The organism is Paraburkholderia graminis, from assembly GCF_003330785.1.
GTDB lineage: Bacteria > Pseudomonadota > Gammaproteobacteria > Burkholderiales > Burkholderiaceae > Paraburkholderia > Paraburkholderia graminis.
The window spans coordinates 2,182,748-2,199,474 of the sequence record NZ_CP024934.1 but is presented as its reverse complement, the minus strand read 5'-3'; the positions used below and the strand labels follow the sequence as shown (position 1 = coordinate 2,199,474).

16 protein-coding genes are annotated in these 16,727 nt (G+C 63.3%); 10 read left to right on the top strand and 6 right to left on the bottom strand.

The genetic code is table 11. The annotated features are described in order from the left end of the window. Positions 1–214 precede the first annotated feature (214 nt). Together CUJ91_RS09755 and uraH are read right to left on the bottom strand one after the other, a co-directional pair. Entirely contained in the window at positions 215–1,408 is a 1,194-nt protein-coding gene (locus CUJ91_RS09755) for a urate hydroxylase PuuD (RefSeq protein ID WP_006051771.1), read from the bottom strand. 181 nt (positions 1,409–1,589) lie between these two features. Then, positions 1,590–1,943 (bottom strand): hydroxyisourate hydrolase, encoded by a 354-nt coding sequence (gene uraH / locus CUJ91_RS09750; protein ID WP_006051770.1) that lies wholly within the window; start codon positions 1,941–1,943, stop codon positions 1,590–1,592. 118 nt (positions 1,944–2,061) lie between these two features. Here uraH and CUJ91_RS09745 point away from each other — a divergent pair, with 118 nt between their 5' ends. Both CUJ91_RS09745 and CUJ91_RS09740 read left to right on the top strand, forming a co-directional pair. Then, positions 2,062–2,319 (top strand): hypothetical protein, encoded by a 258-nt coding sequence (locus CUJ91_RS09745; protein ID WP_161966571.1) that lies wholly within the window; start codon positions 2,062–2,064, stop codon positions 2,317–2,319. A gap of 172 nt (positions 2,320–2,491) precedes the next feature. After that, complete coding sequence (locus tag CUJ91_RS09740; protein WP_107706750.1) at positions 2,492–3,898, top strand: 8-oxoguanine deaminase; 1,407 nt, start codon at positions 2,492–2,494, stop codon at positions 3,896–3,898. Positions 3,899–3,977: 79 nt separating this feature from the next. On the opposite strand, the gene CUJ91_RS09735 is transcribed toward CUJ91_RS09740, so the two are convergent. Further along, the gene (locus tag CUJ91_RS09735; RefSeq protein WP_006051768.1) at positions 3,978–4,910 is read right to left on the bottom strand and encodes a LysR substrate-binding domain-containing protein; all 933 of its coding nucleotides are present in this window, start codon (positions 4,908–4,910) and stop codon (positions 3,978–3,980) included. A gap of 249 nt (positions 4,911–5,159) precedes the next feature. Here CUJ91_RS09735 and CUJ91_RS09730 point away from each other — a divergent pair, with 249 nt between their 5' ends. The 4 genes from CUJ91_RS09730 (at position 5,160) to CUJ91_RS09715 (ending at position 10,093) form a co-directional block, all read left to right on the top strand. Beyond that, positions 5,160–6,773 (top strand): ABC transporter ATP-binding protein, encoded by a 1,614-nt coding sequence (locus tag CUJ91_RS09730; protein ID WP_107706751.1) that lies wholly within the window; start codon positions 5,160–5,162, stop codon positions 6,771–6,773. Positions 6,774–6,856: 83 nt separating this feature from the next. Then, complete coding sequence (locus CUJ91_RS09725; RefSeq protein WP_006051766.1) at positions 6,857–7,963, top strand: ABC transporter permease; 1,107 nt, start codon at positions 6,857–6,859, stop codon at positions 7,961–7,963. Positions 7,964–7,991: 28 nt separating this feature from the next. Then, entirely contained in the window at positions 7,992–8,921 is a 930-nt protein-coding gene (locus CUJ91_RS09720) for an ABC transporter permease (RefSeq protein ID WP_029968638.1), read from the top strand. A gap of 65 nt (positions 8,922–8,986) precedes the next feature. Continuing rightward, the gene (locus CUJ91_RS09715; protein WP_107706752.1) at positions 8,987–10,093 is read left to right on the top strand and encodes a BMP family ABC transporter substrate-binding protein; all 1,107 of its coding nucleotides are present in this window, start codon (positions 8,987–8,989) and stop codon (positions 10,091–10,093) included. Between the two features lie 154 nt (positions 10,094–10,247). Here the strand turns inward: CUJ91_RS09715 and CUJ91_RS09710 are convergent, their stop codons facing one another. After that, a complete protein-coding gene (locus tag CUJ91_RS09710; RefSeq protein ID WP_006051763.1) occupies positions 10,248–10,457 on the bottom strand; it encodes a dodecin in 210 nt (69 codons plus the stop codon). A gap of 225 nt (positions 10,458–10,682) precedes the next feature. Here CUJ91_RS09710 and CUJ91_RS09705 point away from each other — a divergent pair, with 225 nt between their 5' ends. Then, positions 10,683–12,275: an ABC-F family ATPase gene (locus tag CUJ91_RS09705; RefSeq protein WP_006051762.1), complete on the top strand. Its 1,593-nt coding sequence runs from the start codon at positions 10,683–10,685 to the stop codon at positions 12,273–12,275. Between the two features lie 103 nt (positions 12,276–12,378). On the opposite strand, the gene CUJ91_RS09700 is transcribed toward CUJ91_RS09705, so the two are convergent. Continuing rightward, positions 12,379–12,831 (bottom strand): hypothetical protein, encoded by a 453-nt coding sequence (locus CUJ91_RS09700; RefSeq protein ID WP_006051761.1) that lies wholly within the window; start codon positions 12,829–12,831, stop codon positions 12,379–12,381. Between the two features lie 199 nt (positions 12,832–13,030). Between CUJ91_RS09700 and CUJ91_RS09695 the strand changes: the two genes are divergently transcribed. The 3 genes from CUJ91_RS09695 (at position 13,031) to CUJ91_RS09685 (ending at position 16,500) form a co-directional block, all read left to right on the top strand. Next, a complete protein-coding gene (locus CUJ91_RS09695; RefSeq protein ID WP_107706753.1) occupies positions 13,031–14,455 on the top strand; it encodes an aldehyde dehydrogenase family protein in 1,425 nt (474 codons plus the stop codon). A gap of 129 nt (positions 14,456–14,584) precedes the next feature. Continuing rightward, on the top strand, positions 14,585–15,775 hold the full coding sequence (locus CUJ91_RS09690; RefSeq protein ID WP_107706754.1) for an NAD(P)H-dependent flavin oxidoreductase: 1,191 nt from the start codon (positions 14,585–14,587) through the stop codon (positions 15,773–15,775). 68 nt (positions 15,776–15,843) lie between these two features. Then, the gene (locus CUJ91_RS09685; protein WP_006051758.1) at positions 15,844–16,500 is read left to right on the top strand and encodes an OmpW/AlkL family protein; all 657 of its coding nucleotides are present in this window, start codon (positions 15,844–15,846) and stop codon (positions 16,498–16,500) included. A 9-nt stretch (positions 16,501–16,509) separates the two neighbouring features. Here CUJ91_RS09685 and CUJ91_RS09680 read toward each other — a convergent pair whose 3' ends face one another. Continuing rightward, entirely contained in the window at positions 16,510–16,713 is a 204-nt protein-coding gene (locus CUJ91_RS09680; protein ID WP_006051757.1) for a DUF1289 domain-containing protein, read from the bottom strand. Between the last annotated feature and the right edge of the window lie 14 nt (positions 16,714–16,727).

The following is a 16,727-nucleotide window of genomic DNA, read 5'->3' as shown; positions in this document are numbered from 1 at the left end:
CCTCGGCTGCGGCCATGACTGGTGAAACCAACGTCGACCGGCAGCAGGCCGTACAGAATGCCTGCGGGACAGAGGAAGCGTCCAGCAAGCAATTCAACCATCACCGCGCAGCAAACAAAAAACGGGCTTCCCGCTTCCGCGAAAAGCCCGCTCCATGATGCTGAGCGACCTCGGCCCCAACGACCTCACATCCGGCAAAGGCCCAGTCCCGCCATCACTTCGCCGCACCCCCCTCGAACCACGCAGCGATCTTCATCCGTTCGTCGTCCGTCATATGCGTGACATTGCCAAGCGGCATCGCCTTCAGCGTCACCGCTTGCTGATAAATCCGCTGCGCGTTCTGCGAGATCTCGTCCGGCGTATCGAGCAACACCCCAGCAGGCGCGCTGCCCATCATCGTCGGATGCGCGGAGTGGCATGCCACGCAACGCTGCTGCAACACCGGCGCGATGTCGGCCACTTTCACCGTCGGCGCATTCGCCGCTTGCGCCTGCGGGACCATCGGCTTGGGCATCGTCCAGAAGAGGGCGCCGAACATCAGCGCGATGCCGGCGAGCGGCAAATACCACAGCACCTGGCCACGATGACGCATCACGAAGAACTGACGGATCAGTGCGCCGGCCAGCATGATGACGACGAGCACCGCCCAGCTGTGCGGATGCGTGTACGTCATCGCGTAGTGATTCGACAGCATCGCGAAGACGACGGGCAACGTGAAATACGTGTTGTGCACCGAGCGCTGCTTGCCGCGCTTGCCGTAGATCGGGTTCGGCGTGTCGCCCTTGAGCATCGCGTCGACCATCTTGCGCTGGCCCGGAATGATCACGAAGAACACGTTGGCCGACATGATGGTCGCGAGCATCGCGCCCATGATCAGATACGCCGCGCGACCCGCGAAGATATGGCACGCGAGCCACGCCGCGATCAGCACATACACGCCGACGCAGATGCCGAGCACCTTGTCCTTGTTGCCGAGAAGGCGGCACAGCGAGTCGTAGACGATCCAGCCGGCGGCGAGAAAACCGAGCGCCGACGCGACCGCGACCACGGGGCCCATGTCGAGCACGTTTTTGTCGATCAGATACGTGGACGGCGAGAACAGATACAGCACCGTGAAAAGCCCGAAGCCCGACAGCCACGTCGTGTACGACGGCCACTTCGACCAGTGCAGGTCGTCCGGCATTTCCGGCGGCGCGACAGTGTACTTCTGCATGTTGTAGAAGCCGCCGCCGTGCACATGCCACAGTTCGCCGAACACGCCGCGCTTGCGCTGGTTCGGGTCCTGCGGCGGTTTCAGGCTGTTGTCGAGGGCGACGAAATAGAACGACTCGCCGATCCATGCGATTGCGGCGACGACGTGAAACCAGCGAATCGCGAGATTCAACCAGTCGGTGATAAAGCCTTCCATGAAACTCCTCCACTTCTGATTCGTTGCTCGCGCGGCGGCGTGGTGTGCGTCACGCCGCCCCGCGGACTGCGGGGTGAAAGACGCGGTGCGCTCAGTTCGCACGGCGTCGTCGTTCACTCGTCTCTAAGGTTTGTTATTGCGCTTCTGCAATCGACCGCACGCTTTTGCGGTTCCCGATCGATCAGCTGCCGCGATAAGTGCTGTACGACCACGGCGATACGAGCAGCGGCACGTGATAGTGCGCGTTGGCATCGGCGATACCGAAGCGCAACACGACGCGATCCACAAAACGCGGCTCGGGCACCTTGGTGCCGATCGACGCGAAGTAATCGCCCGCGGCGAACACGAGTTCGTACTCGCCCGGAACCAGCGCGTCGCCTTGCAGCAGCGGTTCGTCGCAGCGGCCGTCGTCATTGGTGAGAGTGGTTTTCAGCGCGCGGCGCGTGTCGCCCGAAAGCGCGAAGAGTTCGACCTTGATGCCCGCGCCGGGACGGCCGTTCGCGGTGTCGAGCACATGGGTAGTGAGCTTTCCCATTCGCAGTTTTCCTTGTGTGTTTGCGAGGTTTCGGCGGCAGCCCGATCCAGATACGTTGCGGCGGATCGAGGCTCCACGTCAGTGGCTACATACCCGTCGGCGAATTGAAGCGAGCGCCGTGGCAGCCATTGTAAAAACTTGTTCTGTCGAGCGCGCGCGCGATAAGAAAGATAATAGCTGGCGCATGAACGACAGTCTGCTGAAATCCTCGGCGGATGCGTTCGCGCGGCCTTGCCGTGTAGACGATCCCCGTTGGATCGTACCGTCGTCAAAAATGACCGACTATATCGCCGGCCTGAGGATGGTTATCGCAACGGCGCGAGTTGCCAGCGTTATTTTGGCCGTCGAAGGTTACGTCTGTGCGCCGCAGCAATAAGGCCCGAGCAACTCAAGGCTTATGCGCGGCACACGTCCCGAAGACGGCGGAGCACGCCGGGTAACCGGGCCAACGGCGTTCGACGGGACGCGGCGGCGCGGCGACACGGCTCACGCGCGGTCACATCGCGTTCGAACGACTTTGCACGGAAGCAATCAGGCGGAGAAAGCGGATGACGATGGAACAGGCAGCACAAGAAACCAACAATACGAACAAACCGAACAGAACGATGCTGGTCAAGCACGCCGACGTGCTCGTCACGATGGACGGCGCACGGCGCGAACTGCGCGACGGCGGCTTGTATATCGAGGACAACCGCATCGTCGCGGTCGGGCCGACGGCGGAACTGCCGCCCACCGCCGACGAAGTGCTCGACATGCGCGGACATCTGGTGATTCCCGGCCTCGTGAACACGCATCATCACATGTACCAGAGCCTCACGCGCGCGCTGCCCGCCGCGCAGAACGCCGAGCTGTTCGGCTGGCTCACGAGCCTCTACAAGGTGTGGGCGAACCTCACGCCGGAGATGATCGAAATTTCGACGTTGACCGCAATGGCCGAGCTGTTGCTCTCGGGATGCACGACGTCGAGCGATCACTTGTATATCTATCCGAACGGCAGCCGGCTCGACGACAGCATCGTCGCGGCGCGCCGCATCGGCATGCGTTTTCATGCGGCGCGCGGCAGCATGAGCGTGGGGCGCAAGGACGGCGGCCTGCCGCCGGATTCGGTCGTGGAGCGCGAGGCGGACATTCTGAAGGACACGCAGCGGCTCATCGAGAGTTACCACGACGAGGAGCGTTACGCGATGCTGCGCGTCGTCGTTGCACCATGCTCGCCGTTTTCGGTGAGCCGCGATCTGATGCGCGAATCGGCGGTGATGGCGCGGCACTACGGCGTATCGCTGCACACGCACCTCGCCGAGAACACGAACGACGTTGCCTATAGCCACGAGAAATTCGGCATGACGCCCGCGCAATATGCGGAAGACCTGGGCTGGGTCGGGCGCGACGTATGGCACGCGCACTGCGTGCAACTCGACGACGCCGGCATCGAACTGTTCGCGCGAACCGGCACGGGCGTCGCGCATTGTCCGTGCTCGAACATGCGGCTCGCGTCCGGCATCGCGCCGATCAAGCGGATGCGGCTCGCGGGTGTGCCGGTGGGTCTCGGCGTGGATGGCTCGGCGTCGAACGACGGCGCGCAGATGGTCGCCGAAGTGCGCCAGGCGCTGCTGTTGCAGCGCGTCGGCTTTGGGCCGGATGCGATGACCGCGCGCGAAGCATTGGAGATCGCCACGCTCGGCGGCGCGAAGGTTCTGAATCGCGACGACATCGGCGCGCTCGCGCCGGGCATGGCGGCCGACTTTGTCGCGTTCGATTTGCGTCAACCGCTCTTCGCCGGCGCGTTGCACGATCCGGTGGCGGCGCTGGTGTTCTGCGCGCCGCCGCAGGTGAGCCATAGCGTGATCGGCGGCAAGGTCGTGGTGAAGGACGGACAGTTGACGACGCTGGAACTCGGACCGGTCATCGAGCGGCACAACCGGTTGGCGAAGGCGCTTTACGAAGCCGCGGTGTGAGGCGAAGGCAAAAGGCGGCCGCGTGCGGGGATGCAGATGCACGAAATCGCCGTCGACCGCTCGCGCGGCCACAAAAGCTTCAAGGCTTGTCGATCAACGTCCTGGTCGCTTCCGCGACGAGGCTGCGCAGCCAGCGCACTTCGTCGGAGTAGTGAACGCGCTCATGCCAGAGCTGGTAGTACTGCATCGGCGGAAAATCGAGCGGTGCGGGCACCACGGTCAGCGGCAAAAACTTGGCGTAGTAATCGGCGAAGAGACGCGTCGTCGTGAAGATCAGATCCGATTTGATCAGCACGTACGGCGCGAGATTGAAGTACGGCAGCGTGACGACCACATGGCGCTTCAAACGCTCGCGCGCGAGATGCACGTCGATGGCGCCGCGCTGGCCGACCGAATACGGCGTTGGCGCGAGATGCGGCGCGTTCAGATACTGATCGAGCGTGAGCCCGCCGCGCTTCGCGAACGGATGCGTGTTGCTCATCAGGCAGACGATCTGGTCGACGAACAGGTTCGACAGATGCAGCTGCTCGGGCGGCTCCGGCCAGTTGCCGACGACGATGTCGAGCTTGCCGTCTTCGAGCGCGAGTTCGTAGTCGAACGCGGGGCCGAGCGAATGAAATTCGAGCGTCGCGTTCGGCGCGGCCTGGCGAAAGCGTTCGACCACCGTCGGCACGAACAGCACGTTGAGGTAGTCCGGGCAGCCGATCCGGTAGCAGCGGATCGACGTCGCCGGATCGAAGTTGTGTTGCTGGAACTTGATGCGCTCGATTTCGCGCAGTGCGTTCTGCACCGGTTCGAGCAGGCGCAGGCCGTACTCGGTGGGCACCATGCCGGATTTGCCGCGCACCAGCAGCGGGTCGCCGGTGATGTCGCGCAGGCGGCGCAGCGCGGCGCTAATGGCCGGTTGCGATTGATTCAGTTTGACGGCCGCGCGCGTGACGCTGCGTTCCATCAACAGGGTGTGCAAGACGCGTAAAAGATAGGTATCGATCGCCTCGCGTTGCTGACTCATGACTTCTCCGAAATATATGTTCTGGCTGATCGATGGGGTGCAGGGGTATATGCGTTTTAATATGAACGAAAAACGGCGTCAAGGGAGGCATACCCGCAGAGCTTGCTGTGGCGCGGGTTTCAGCGAATTTTGTCGGCTCGACTGAGCGGGGCGAATTAGGTATTGTCATCCGGTTGTGGTGACGGATCGGCCGCCGGGAAGGTGGGCGAACGCACGGCGACCGCAGTCACTGACGCACTACGGAATCACATGAGCGACTCTTCTTATAGCGACGGCGCCGCCGCGCAGCCGGCAGCCGGATCGGAACCCAGGCCGGAACAGGCGGCGCCCCGGTTGATGCTCAAGGGCATCACCAAACAGTATCCGGCCGTGCGAGCCAACGACGACGTCACGCTGATCGTCGCGCCGGGCGAGATCCATGCGGTGCTCGGCGAAAACGGCGCGGGCAAGAGCACGCTGATGAAGATCATCTACGGCGCCGTGCGGCCCGACGCAGGCGAGATTCACTGGGAAGGCGAGGCGCTCGACATCGCGAGTCCCGCGGCCGCGCGCAAGCTCGGCATCGGCATGGTGTTTCAGCACTTTTCGCTGTTCGAGACGCTCACGGTCGGCGAAAACATTGCGCTCGCACTCGACGAACCGTTCGATCTGAAAGCGCTGTCCAAGCGCATTCGCGAAGTGTCCGCCGACTACGGCCTCGACATCGACCCGCAGCGTCACGTGCATAGCCTGACGGTCGGCGAGCGGCAGCGCGTGGAGATCGTGCGCTGCCTGCTGCAGAACCCGCGGCTGCTCATCATGGACGAACCGACGTCCGTGCTCACGCCGCAAGCGGTGCGCAAGCTGTTCGCGACGCTGCGGCGGCTCGCGGCCGAAGGCTGCAGCATTCTCTACATCAGCCACAAGCTCGACGAAATCCAGGAACTGTGCGACACGGCCACGGTGATGCGCGGCGGTCGCGTGACGGGCCATGTGAAGCCTAAACAGGAAACGCATGCATCGCTCGCGCAACTGATGGTGGGCCACTCGCTGCCCGATTACACGCGCCGCGAGCACAAGCCCGGCGACGTGCTGCTCGAAGTGAAGGCGCTTTCGGTGGCAAGCGACGACCCGTTCGGCACGTCGCTCGATAACGTGTCGTTCGCCGTGCACGCGGGCGAAATCTTCGGCATTGCGGGCGTGTCGGGCAATGGTCAGGCGGAGTTGCTGTCGGCGTTGTCGGGTGAGAAGCGGGGCGTGCGCGCCGATGCGGTGACGATCTGCGGCAAGCCCGCGGGCCGTCTCGGCGCGGGCGCGCGGCGCGCGCTCGGTTTCGGCTTCGTTCCGGAAGAGCGGCTTGGCCGCGGCGCAGTGCCCGCGATGACGCTCGCTGAAAACGCGCTGCTGACCGGGCATCGGCAGAAGATGGTGCGCTCGGGCTGGATCAACGCGGGCGCGATGCGTGCGTTTGCGAAGCGCTGTATCGAAGCGTTCGACGTGCGTTGCGGCGGTTCCGAAGCGCTCGCGCAGAGTCTGTCGGGCGGCAATCTGCAGAAGTACATCGTGGGCCGCGAGATCTTGCAGGCGCCGAAGGTGCTGGTGGTCGCGCAGCCGACGTGGGGCGTCGACGTCGGCGCGGCCGCGTTCATTCGTCAGCAGTTGCTCGATCTGTCGGCGCGCGGCGTGGCGATCCTCGTCATTTCCGAAGAGCTGGAGGAACTGTTCGACATCTGCGACCGGATCGCAGTGCTCGCGGGCGGCAGACTCTCGCCGGTGCGCGCGACAGGCGCGACCAACGCCGAGGAAATCGGCCGCTGGATGGCGGGGCTTTTCGGCGGCCGCGAAGGCGCGGCGCCGTCGGCGGAACAGCCGGCGCATGCCTGAACCGCGCCTGTCCACGCGTTTATCCGTGCGTTTATGCGCGCCTTGCGTCCAATAACAGAACCCGACAACACGACACGCTACTCATGATTCTTCCGTATCGACTCGAAGCGCGCACGACGCCCTCGCGCACCATGCAGATCGCCGTGCCGCTGATCGCCGCGTTGCTCACGCTCGCCATCGGCTTCGTGATCTTTGGGCTGGTCGGCCGCGATCCGCTTCAAGCCATGCACGCGTTTTTCATCGAACCGCTGTCGAGCGTGAACGGCTGGTCCGAGCTTCTGCTGAAGGCGTCGCCGTTGTGCCTGATCGGCCTCGGCCTCGCGATCGGTTATCGCGCGAACGTGTGGAATATCGGCGCCGAAGGGCAGATGCTGCTCGGCGGCATTGCCGCGAGCGGCGTCGCGATTTATTTCGATCAGGCGAGCGGCTGGTGGATTCTGCCGTTGATGATGCTGGCCGGCGTGATCGGCGGCATGCTGTGGGCGGCGATTCCCGCGCTGCTCAAGAGCCGTTTCAACACCAACGAAATTCTCGTAAGCCTGATGCTCACGTACGTCGCGACGCAGTTGCTGATCTATCTGGTGAGCGGCCCGTGGCGCGATCCGCAGGGCATGAATTTTCCCCTCTCGGAGATGTTCAGCGGCGACGCGCTTTATCCGACGTTTTACGGCGACTGGCACTGGAAATGGCTGCGCGGCACGCGGCTGAACGCGTCCGTGTTCGTCACGCTGATCGCGATTCCGCTGGTGTGGATCTTCATGCGCAAGAGCTTCGCCGGCTACCGGATGAACGTCGGCGGTCTCGCGCCGCTGGCCGCGCGCTACGCCGGTTTTTCCGACAAAAAAACCATCTGGATGTCGCTCCTCATCAGCGGCGGCCTTGCGGGTCTTGCCGGCATGGGCGAGATCGCCGGGCCGATCGGTCAGTTGCAGGCGACGTGGTCGCCGGGTTACGGCTTTACCGCGATCATCGTGGTGTTCGTCGGACGGCTGCATCCGCTCGGCATCGTGCTCGCCAGTCTGCTGATGGCGCTGCTGTATCTCGGCGGCGAAGCGGTGCAGACCTCGATGCAATTGCCGCAGGCGCTCTCCGGCGTGTTCCAGGGGCTGCTGCTGTTCTGCCTGCTCGGCGCCGATCTGTTCGTGAATTACCGTGTGCGCCGGCGCTCCGTTGCCGCGCAAGCCCACTGACCCGCTCACCGCTTCGCTCACGCCATTCATGGATATTCAACAAGCCAGCGCGCTCACGTCGAGCGCCGTCACCGCCGCGATCCCGCTGATGTTCGCGGGCGCGGGCGAACTCGTCGCCGAAAAGTCGGGCGTTCTCAACCTCGGCGTCGAAGGCATGATGCTGATGGGCGCCGTCACCGGCTACGCGGTCACCGCGATCACCGGCAACCCGTGGCTCGGCGTGCTTGCCGCGATTGGCGCGGGTCTCGCGATGTCGCTGCTGTTCGCGTTTCTCACGCTGACCATGCTCGCCAACCAGGTCGCCACGGGCCTCTCGCTGACGATCTTCGGCATTGGCCTCTCCGCGTATGTCGGCAAGCCGTACACGTCGGCGGCGGTGCGCGCCACCATCGACACGTGGACCATTCCGGGCCTCTCGAAGATTCCGGTGCTCGGGCCCGCGCTTTTCAGTCTGACGCCGCTCGATTACCTCGCGTTTGCGATGTTCGCGGCGATCGGCTGGTTTCTGTATCGCACGCGCGCGGGGCTCGTGTTGCGCTCGGTCGGCGAGTCGCCGCAGGTCGCGCATTCGGTCGGCTTTCCGGTGGTCGGCGTGCGCTATGGCGCGGTCGCGTTCGGCGGCGGCATGGCGGGACTCGCGGGCGGCTACTACTCGATCGTCAATCTGCACTTGTGGCAGGAGCAACTGACGTCCGGCCGCGGCTGGATCGCGCTTGCGCTCGTCGTGTTCGCGACGTGGCGGCCGGGGCGCTTGCTGATCGGCGCGCTGCTGTTCGGTGCGGTCACGGGCCTGCAGTTCTACGCGCAGGCGATCGGCGTGCCCGTGCCGACGCAATTCCTCGCGATGCTGCCGTATGTCGCGACGGTCGTCGTGCTGGTGCTGATTTCGCGCAACCCGAACACGATTCGCCTGAATGCGCCGGCGTCGCTCGGCAAGCCGTTTTTCTCGGCGGGCTGACGCGCCGCTTTCATAACCAGACATCGCCATACGTTTCAATGACTAATCACACGACTGGAGAAAACATGAAGAAAAGGAATCTGCTGACGGCTTTCGCATGGGGCGCCGCCTCGCTCGCGCTCGGTGCAGCCGTGACGGCGCCATTCGCGCAATCCGCGCAGGCGGCGGATGCACCGGGCGTCGCGTTCGTCTATCTCGGCAATCCGGGCGATGCCGGCTGGACCTTCGCGCACGACCAGGGATCGAAGGAAGCGGAAGCGAAGTTCGGCAACAAGATCAAGATCACGCGTATCGAGAACGTGCCGGAATCGGCGGACTCGGAGCGTGTGTTCCGCGATCTGGCGAACAAGGGGAACAAGGTCATCATCGGTTCGAGCTTCGGCTATCAGGACTTCGAACTGAAGGTCGCGAAGGACTTCCCGGACACGGTGTTCCTGCATGCAACCGGCTACAAGAAGGCGCCGAACTTCGGCACCTACGACGTGCGCATGTACCAGGGCGCGTATCTGGCCGGCGTCGCCGCGGGCTATGTGACGAAGACCAACACGCTCGGCTTCGTCGCGTCGGTGCCGATTCCCGAAGTGGTCCGCAACATCAACGCGTACACGCTCGGCGCGCGCTCGGTGAATCCGAAGGTGCATACGAAGGTCATCTGGATCAATAGCTGGTTCGATCCCGGCAAGGAAAAGCAGGCCGCTGAAACGCTGATCGGCCAGGGCGCCGACGTGCTGTTGCAGAACACGGATTCGAGCGCGACGCTCGCGACCGCGTCCGAGAAGCACGTGCATGCTTTCGGCTGGGATTCCGACATGAAGAAGTTCGGCCCGAGCGCGCATCTGGGTTCGGTGGTCGCGCACTGGGGCGTGTACTACAACTCGGCGATCCAGCAGGTGCTCGACGGCAAGTGGAAGAACGATCCGGTGTGGTGGGGCATTCCGCAGAAGGCGGTCGATCTCGAGGACCTGAACACGTCGGCGATTCCGGCTGACGCGCAGAAGAAGGTTGCGGGCAAGCGCGAAGAACTGGCGAGCGGCAAGTGGGATGTGTTCGCCGGTCCGATCAAGGATCAGTCGGGCACGGTCAAGGTGCCGGCCGGCAAGACGCTGACGGACCCGGAGTTGCAGCGGCTGAACTGGTATGTCGAAGGTGTCGACGGGTCGTTGCCGAAGTAAGCGGGTGATGCCGGGCGGGTTGTGCTGCTCGCCTGGTTGATTACTTGTTGAGAAAGAGCTGCATCCGTTGTTGGCGGATGGCAGCTCTTTCGGTTTACGGTTTTGTGCTTGTGGGGCTGGGCGTCAGCGCGCCACATGCGCGACGTGCTCTGCCTCAATCGTCGATGCGCAGCCCGACCTTGATCGTCACCTGCCAGTAAGCGACGCGGTCGTTTTCGATCTGGCCCCGCGTTTCCGTCACTTCAAACCAGTGCAGATTGCGCAGCGTTTTCGACGCCTTGGCGATGGCGGTGCTGATCGCGTCGTCGATCGATTTCGTCGATGAGCCGGTCAGTTCGATCTGCTTGTAGACGTGGTCTGACATGAAATCTCTCCTTTAATCTTCGTTGGCGTTCAAAAAGTATAGGTAACGCGGACGGTTGCGCACGGCCGCCGTGTGAACGCGTTCTATCGCACGTCGCATGCCCGATACGCCGGACGCCCCCAGCCAGCAGGGCGCGGCGCGCGCCGAATTCCCGTCCGGTTGAAATCCCGGTAACCTGCTAAAATATTGGGTTTTTCGCCGATATCACATTCAAAGGGACGCGCCGTGCTGTCTACTGCCAACATCACCATGCAATTCGGGCCAAAGCCCCTGTTCGAGAACATCTCGGTCAAATTCGGGGGAGGGAACCGCTATGGCCTGATCGGTGCTAACGGCTGCGGCAAGTCCACCTTCATGAAAATCCTCGGTGGCGACCTGGAGCCGAGTTCCGGCAACGTCATGCTGGAGCCGAACGTGCGCCTCGGTAAATTGCGCCAGGACCAGTTCGCGTATGAAGACGTGCGCGTGCTCGACGTCGTGATGATGGGCCACGCAGAAATGTGGGCCGCGATGACCGAGCGCGACGCGATCTACGCGAACCCCGACGCGACCGACGACGACTACATGCACGCCGCCGAGCTCGAAGCGAAGTTCGCCGAATACGACGGCTACACCGCCGAAGCGCGCGCGGGCGAACTGCTGCTCGGCATCGGCATCGCCATTGAAGATCACAACGGTCCGATGAGCAACGTGGCTCCGGGCTGGAAGCTGCGCGTGCTGCTCGCGCAGGCGCTGTTCTCGAAGCCGGACGTGCTGCTGCTCGACGAGCCGACCAACAACCTGGACATCAACTCGATCCGTTGGCTGGAAGACGTGCTCAACCAGTACAACTCGACGATGATCATCATCTCGCACGATCGACACTTCCTGAACCAGGTGTGCACGCACATGGCCGACATGGACTTCGGCACGCTGAAGGTCTATCCGGGCAACTACGACGACTACATGCTCGCGAGCACGCAGGCGCGCGAGCGTCAGCAGAACGCGAATGCGAAGGCGAAGGAGCGTGTCGCCGACCTGCAGGACTTCGTGCGCCGCTTCTCGGCGAACAAGTCGAAGGCGCGTCAGGCAACCAGCCGTCTCAAGATGATCGACAAGATCAAGATCGAGGAATTCAAGCCGTCGTCGCGGCAGAATCCGTTTATCCGTTTCGAGTTCGAGAAGAAGCTGCACAACATCGCAGTGGTCGCCGAAAACATTTCGAAGAAGTACGAGCGGACCATCTTCAATAACTTCAGCATCAGCGTGCAGCCGGGCGAGCGCATTGCGATCATCGGCGAGAACGGCGCGGGCAAGACCACGTTGCTGCGCTCGCTGCTCGGCAATCTGCCGCTCGATCACGGCACGGTGAAGTGGGCGGAAAACGCGAACGTCGGTTATATGCCGCAGGACACGTACGAAGAGTTTCCGCAAGACGTCACGCTGATGGACTGGATCGACGCCTATCGCAAGGAAGGCGACGACGAGCAGATGGTGCGCGGCACGCTCGGGCGGCTGCTCTTTAATGCCGACGACATTCGCAAATCGGTGAAGGTGCTGTCGGGCGGCGAGAAGGGCCGCATGATCTGGGGCAAGCTGATGCTCGGCCGCCACAACGTGCTGATGATGGACGAGCCGACCAATCACATGGACATGGAATCGATCGAGTCGCTGCAAATCGCGCTCGACAAGTTCGAAGGCACGCTGATTTTCGTCTCGCACGACCGCGAGTTCGTGAGCGGGCTGGCGAACCGGATTATCGAAGTGAAGACGGACGGCACGCTGAACGACTTTGGCGGGAATTACGAGGACTTTTTGGCGAGCCAAGGCGTGCAGTAAGGGTCCCGGAACGCCTATTCATGTGACGCCGTTGTCCTGCGGGATTGTCCCGTTGGGACAATGGCGGCCGACATATCCGCCGGGAAGCCGCCGCGTGGAATCGCTACTCCGTTGGGGGCAGCGCCGCCTTCAGCGCGATCAGTGCGTCAACAAAGCTCTCTGCATCTTTCTGATTCTCCACGTACACGTCAGCAAGCTTTCGTCCTTGCCCTGTGCGCGGCTCGACTATGTACCAGTGACCCTTCAACGAAGCACGATCTAACAGCTTTACGTCGGCCATCGTTCGATAGTAGAGCCTCGTTACGTCCTTCTTGGACGAATGGTTGAACCCGGTCAGCGTCTCGCGAGACGAGCCTTTACTGCCGGCTCCGAATTCCACATAGTCATCAGTAACATCGACGTATTCCGGCCGTTTGCTCCCGGGCTGCTCGTACATAACGCGTTCCACGATTTTCTTCGGATCACCTTGGACCGGCCCGGCTTTGTATTCGGTCGGGACGTAGACACAAGCGGTAAGCGCGAGAGCGGATAGAGCTACGGACAGAACGGCTTTCATTTGGTCCCTTTTATGTTTGTCGACGGCATCGTAGCAGAGGTAAGACGGGAGCTAGGCGGCGATCAAACTACAAAATAGTGCCCTTATCCGCGGGTACTTCGCCGCATGCCGGCAACTCACCGCCCATCTCGCCCACCGAACCCTTCCCCCGACGCTGGCTAAAATAGAACAACCACCATCGGAAGCCAGGGCCGACATCATGAAGATCTACGACAAACTCTACATCGACGGCAAATGGATCGCGCCGTGCGGCACCGGCACGATCGACGTGATCGACTCCGGCACCGAGGAAGTCATGGGCCGCATCCCCGAGGGCGTCGACGCCGATGCGGAAAGCGCGATCGCGGCCGCGCGTGTGGCCTTCGACGGCTGGGCCGCCACGCCCGCCGCCGAGCGCGGCCGATACCTCGAGCGGATCGCCGAGAACCTCAAGGCGCGCACCGACGAACTCGCCGCGCTGATCGCAGGCGAAGTCGGCATGCCGCTGAAGCTCGCGCGCGCGATCCAGGTCGGCAGTCCCGTCTACAACTGGAACGCCTATGCGAAGCTCGCGGGCAGCTTCCAGTTCGAAGAACGCGTCGGCAATTCGCTCGTCGTGCGCGAACCGGTCGGCGTGGTTGCGGCGATCACGCCGTGGAACTATCCGCTCAATCAGATCACGCTGAAGGTCGCGGCCGCGCTCGCGGCCGGTTGCACGGTGGTGCTGAAACCGTCGGAGATCGCGCCTTTGAATGCGTTCGTGCTGGCCGAAGCGATCCACGAAGCGGGGCTGCCCGCCGGCGTGTTCAACCTCGTCAGCGGTTATGGGCCGGTGGTCGGCGAAATGCTGGCGAGCCATCCATCGGTCGATATGGTGTCGTTCACCGGCTCGACGCGCGCCGGCAAGCGCGTGTCGGAACTGGCATCGGCGACGATCAAGCGGGTCGCGCTCGAACTGGGCGGCAAATCGGCATCGGTCATTCTCGACGACGCCGATTTCGCCGCCGCGGTCAAAGGCACGGTCGGCGCGTGCTTCCTCAACTCGGGGCAGACCTGTTCGGCGCACACGCGCATGCTGGTGCCCGAAGCACGCTACGACGAAGCGTGCGCGCTCGCGAAACAGGCGGCCGAAAGCTACGCGGCCGGCGATCCGCGCGACGAGAAAACGCGCCTTGGCCCGCTGGCCTCCGCCGCGCAACAGGCGCGCGTGCAGCAGTACATCGCGAAGGGCATCGAGGAGGGCGCCGAACTCGTGACGGGCGGCGCGGGGCTGCCCGACGGCGTGTCGAAAGGCTTTTTCGTCAAGCCGACGGTGTTCGGCCGCGTGCATCCGAAAGCGACGATCGCGCAAGAAGAAATCTTCGGCCCGGTGCTGTCCATTCTGACTTACAAGGACGAAGACGAAGCGATTCGGATTGCCAACGATTCGCCATACGGACTCGGCGGCGCAGTGTGGGCCGGCAGCGACGAGCGCGCGCAACGCGTCGCGCGCCGCATCCGCACGGGGCAGATCGACATCAACGGCGGCGCGTGGAATATGGCGGCGCCGTTCGGCGGCTTCAAGCAGTCGGGCTTCGGACGCGAGAACGGCGTCTTTGGACTCGAGGAATATCTCGAACTCAAGTCGATGCAATTCAAAGTCTGACGCGGATGACCGGCATCAACGAACCCGCGCGCGCCGCAACGGCATGCGCGCGCCGCTTGATCTGACGCAACCCCGGCCGCGCCCGACCGACGATTATCCACGCTTTGATAATCGTCCGTCGGGTCAGCCATGCTCAACTCTCATTCGTTTTCTCCGCTGGTCATTCGCGGCCGCTCGCTCTTGCCGATCGTGCAAGGCGGCATGGGCGTCGGCATTTCGGCGCACCGGCTCGCAGGCAGCGTCGCGCGCGAGGGCGCGCTCGGCACCATCGCCAGTATTGATTTACGCCATCATCATCCCGATCTCGTCGAACGTTGCCGGCAGTCGCCCGACCGTGCCACGCTCGAAGAGGCGAATCTCACCGCGCTCGCGCGTGAAATTCATGCGGCGAAGAAGCTGAGCGAAGGCCGCGGCATGATCGCCGTCAACGTGATGAAGGCGGTCAGCGCGCAAGCCGATTACGTGCGCGCCGCCTGCGAAAACGGCGCCGACGCGATCGTGATGGGCGCGGGCCTGCCGCTCGATTTGCCGGAGATGACGCAAGGCCACGACATCGCGCTGATTCCGATTCTGTCGGACAGCCGCGGCGTCGCGCTGGTGCTGAAGAAGTGGATGAAGAAGGGCCGCTTGCCCGACGCCGTCGTGATCGAACATCCGGCGCATGCGGGCGGCCATCTCGGCGTCACGAACATCGCCGATATGAACGATCAGCGCTTCGACTTCAGGCGCATTCTCGATGAACTCGAGACCGTGTTCACGTCGCTCGGGATCGATCGCAAGCAGGTGCCGTTGATTCTCGCGGGCGGCATCAATAGTCATGAGGCCGTGCGCGCGCTGCTGAACGCGGGCGCGAACGGCGTGCAGCTCGGCACGCCGTTCGCCGTGACCGAGGAAGGCGACGCGCATCCGAACTTCAAGCGCGTGCTGGCCGAGGCGGCGCCGGATGACATCGTCGAATTCGTCAGCGTGACGGGTTTGCCCGCGCGTGCCGTGAAAACGCCGTGGCTCACGCGCTATTTGCGGCATGAAGCGAGGATTCGCGAGAAGGTCGGCGCGCTCAGGCAGGCGTGCCCGACGGCGCTCCAGTGTCTGAGCGTGTGCGGGTGGCGCGACGGCGTCGAAAAGTTCGGGCACTTCTGCATCGACACGCGGCTTGCCGCGGCCTTGCGCGGCGATGTGGCCAACGGCCTCTTTTTCCGCGGCAAGGAAGCGCTGCCGTTCGGCTCGGCGATTCGCAGCGTGCACGACCTGATCGAACTGCTGCTGACTGGCGCGACGCGACCGGCTGTCGCAGGGCGGCTGGCTTTCTCGCTCGGTTGATGGGAGTCAAACTGACGCGCGGCGGGAGCTTCGACAATCCCCGTAGATCAACAAAAAGGGGAAGAAAAATGAAGCTCTCGCTCAGCAACACCATCAGGACGGCTGCGTTGGCATCGGGGCTGCTCTGCGCCGCCGCGCTCATTCCGCAGGCGCATGCCGCCGGCGACGATTCGATGAGCGGCATTCACGCCGGCGACGTGATCGTTCGATTGCGCGCGATCAGCATCATGCCGAGCGTATCGACGACAGGCACGCTCTCCACGCTGAACACCGACGTCAACAACGCGATCGTGCCGGAACTGGATCTGACCTACATGATCCGCGATTATCTCGGCGTCGAACTGATTCTCGGCACGTCGCGTCATCAGTTGACTTCGAGCATCGGCCCGCTTGGCGGAGTGAACGTGCTGCCGCCCACGTTGCTGCTGCAATATCACTTCAATCACGCGGGGCGCGTGCGTCCGTATGTCGGCGCGGGTCTGAACTACACGTTGTTCTATAACAATGGCTTGCACGCCGGCGGGCAGCCGGTGTCGATCCGCAATCACAGCTTCGGTCCGGCATTGCAGGCAGGCGTCGACGTGCAGGTGACGAAGACGCTCTTCGTCAACGCGGACATCAAGAAGATCTGGATGCACACGGATGCCTCGCTCGGCGGGCAGCCGCTCGGCCGCGTGAGCATCGATCCGGTGGTGGTGGGGCTCGGCGTCGGCATGCGCTTCTGAGCGAAAAGCTCAGAGCTTGTCGTTCTGAAAACGCATGGCCGTGCCTTCGCGTTCGATGCGGGTCCACACGGCCCGCTTTTCTTCATCGCTCATGAATACCCAGTTCGATACCTCGCCGGCCGTGCGGCCGCAGCCTTTGCAGACTTCGTCGAAAAGTGTCGAACACACGCCGATGCACGGGCTGTCGGGTAGAGCGTGGAGATTGGAAGCCATCGGAAACCTTGCAG

Coding starts and splice junctions, on each gene's coding strand:
- CUJ91_RS09725 (WP_006051766.1), top strand. CDS start 6,857: ATGATTCTTCCGTATCGACTCGAAGCGCGCACGACGCCCTCGCGCACC.
- CUJ91_RS09680 (WP_006051757.1), bottom strand. CDS start 16,713: ATGGCTTCCAATCTCCACGCTCTACCCGACAGCCCGTGCATCGGCGTG.
- CUJ91_RS09690 (WP_107706754.1), top strand. CDS start 14,585: ATGCTCAACTCTCATTCGTTTTCTCCGCTGGTCATTCGCGGCCGCTCG.
- CUJ91_RS09700 (WP_006051761.1), bottom strand. CDS start 12,831: ATGAAAGCCGTTCTGTCCGTAGCTCTATCCGCTCTCGCGCTTACCGCT.
- CUJ91_RS09685 (WP_006051758.1), top strand. CDS start 15,844: ATGAAGCTCTCGCTCAGCAACACCATCAGGACGGCTGCGTTGGCATCG.
- CUJ91_RS09695 (WP_107706753.1), top strand. CDS start 13,031: ATGAAGATCTACGACAAACTCTACATCGACGGCAAATGGATCGCGCCG.
- uraH (WP_006051770.1), bottom strand. CDS start 1,943: ATGGGAAAGCTCACTACCCATGTGCTCGACACCGCGAACGGCCGTCCC.
- CUJ91_RS09740 (WP_107706750.1), top strand. CDS start 2,492: ATGACGATGGAACAGGCAGCACAAGAAACCAACAATACGAACAAACCG.
- CUJ91_RS09735 (WP_006051768.1), bottom strand. CDS start 4,910: ATGAGTCAGCAACGCGAGGCGATCGATACCTATCTTTTACGCGTCTTG.
- CUJ91_RS09720 (WP_029968638.1), top strand. CDS start 7,992: ATGGATATTCAACAAGCCAGCGCGCTCACGTCGAGCGCCGTCACCGCC.
- CUJ91_RS09710 (WP_006051763.1), bottom strand. CDS start 10,457: ATGTCAGACCACGTCTACAAGCAGATCGAACTGACCGGCTCATCGACG.
- CUJ91_RS09715 (WP_107706752.1), top strand. CDS start 8,987: ATGAAGAAAAGGAATCTGCTGACGGCTTTCGCATGGGGCGCCGCCTCG.
- CUJ91_RS09755 (WP_006051771.1), bottom strand. CDS start 1,408: ATGGAAGGCTTTATCACCGACTGGTTGAATCTCGCGATTCGCTGGTTT.
- CUJ91_RS09730 (WP_107706751.1), top strand. CDS start 5,160: ATGAGCGACTCTTCTTATAGCGACGGCGCCGCCGCGCAGCCGGCAGCC.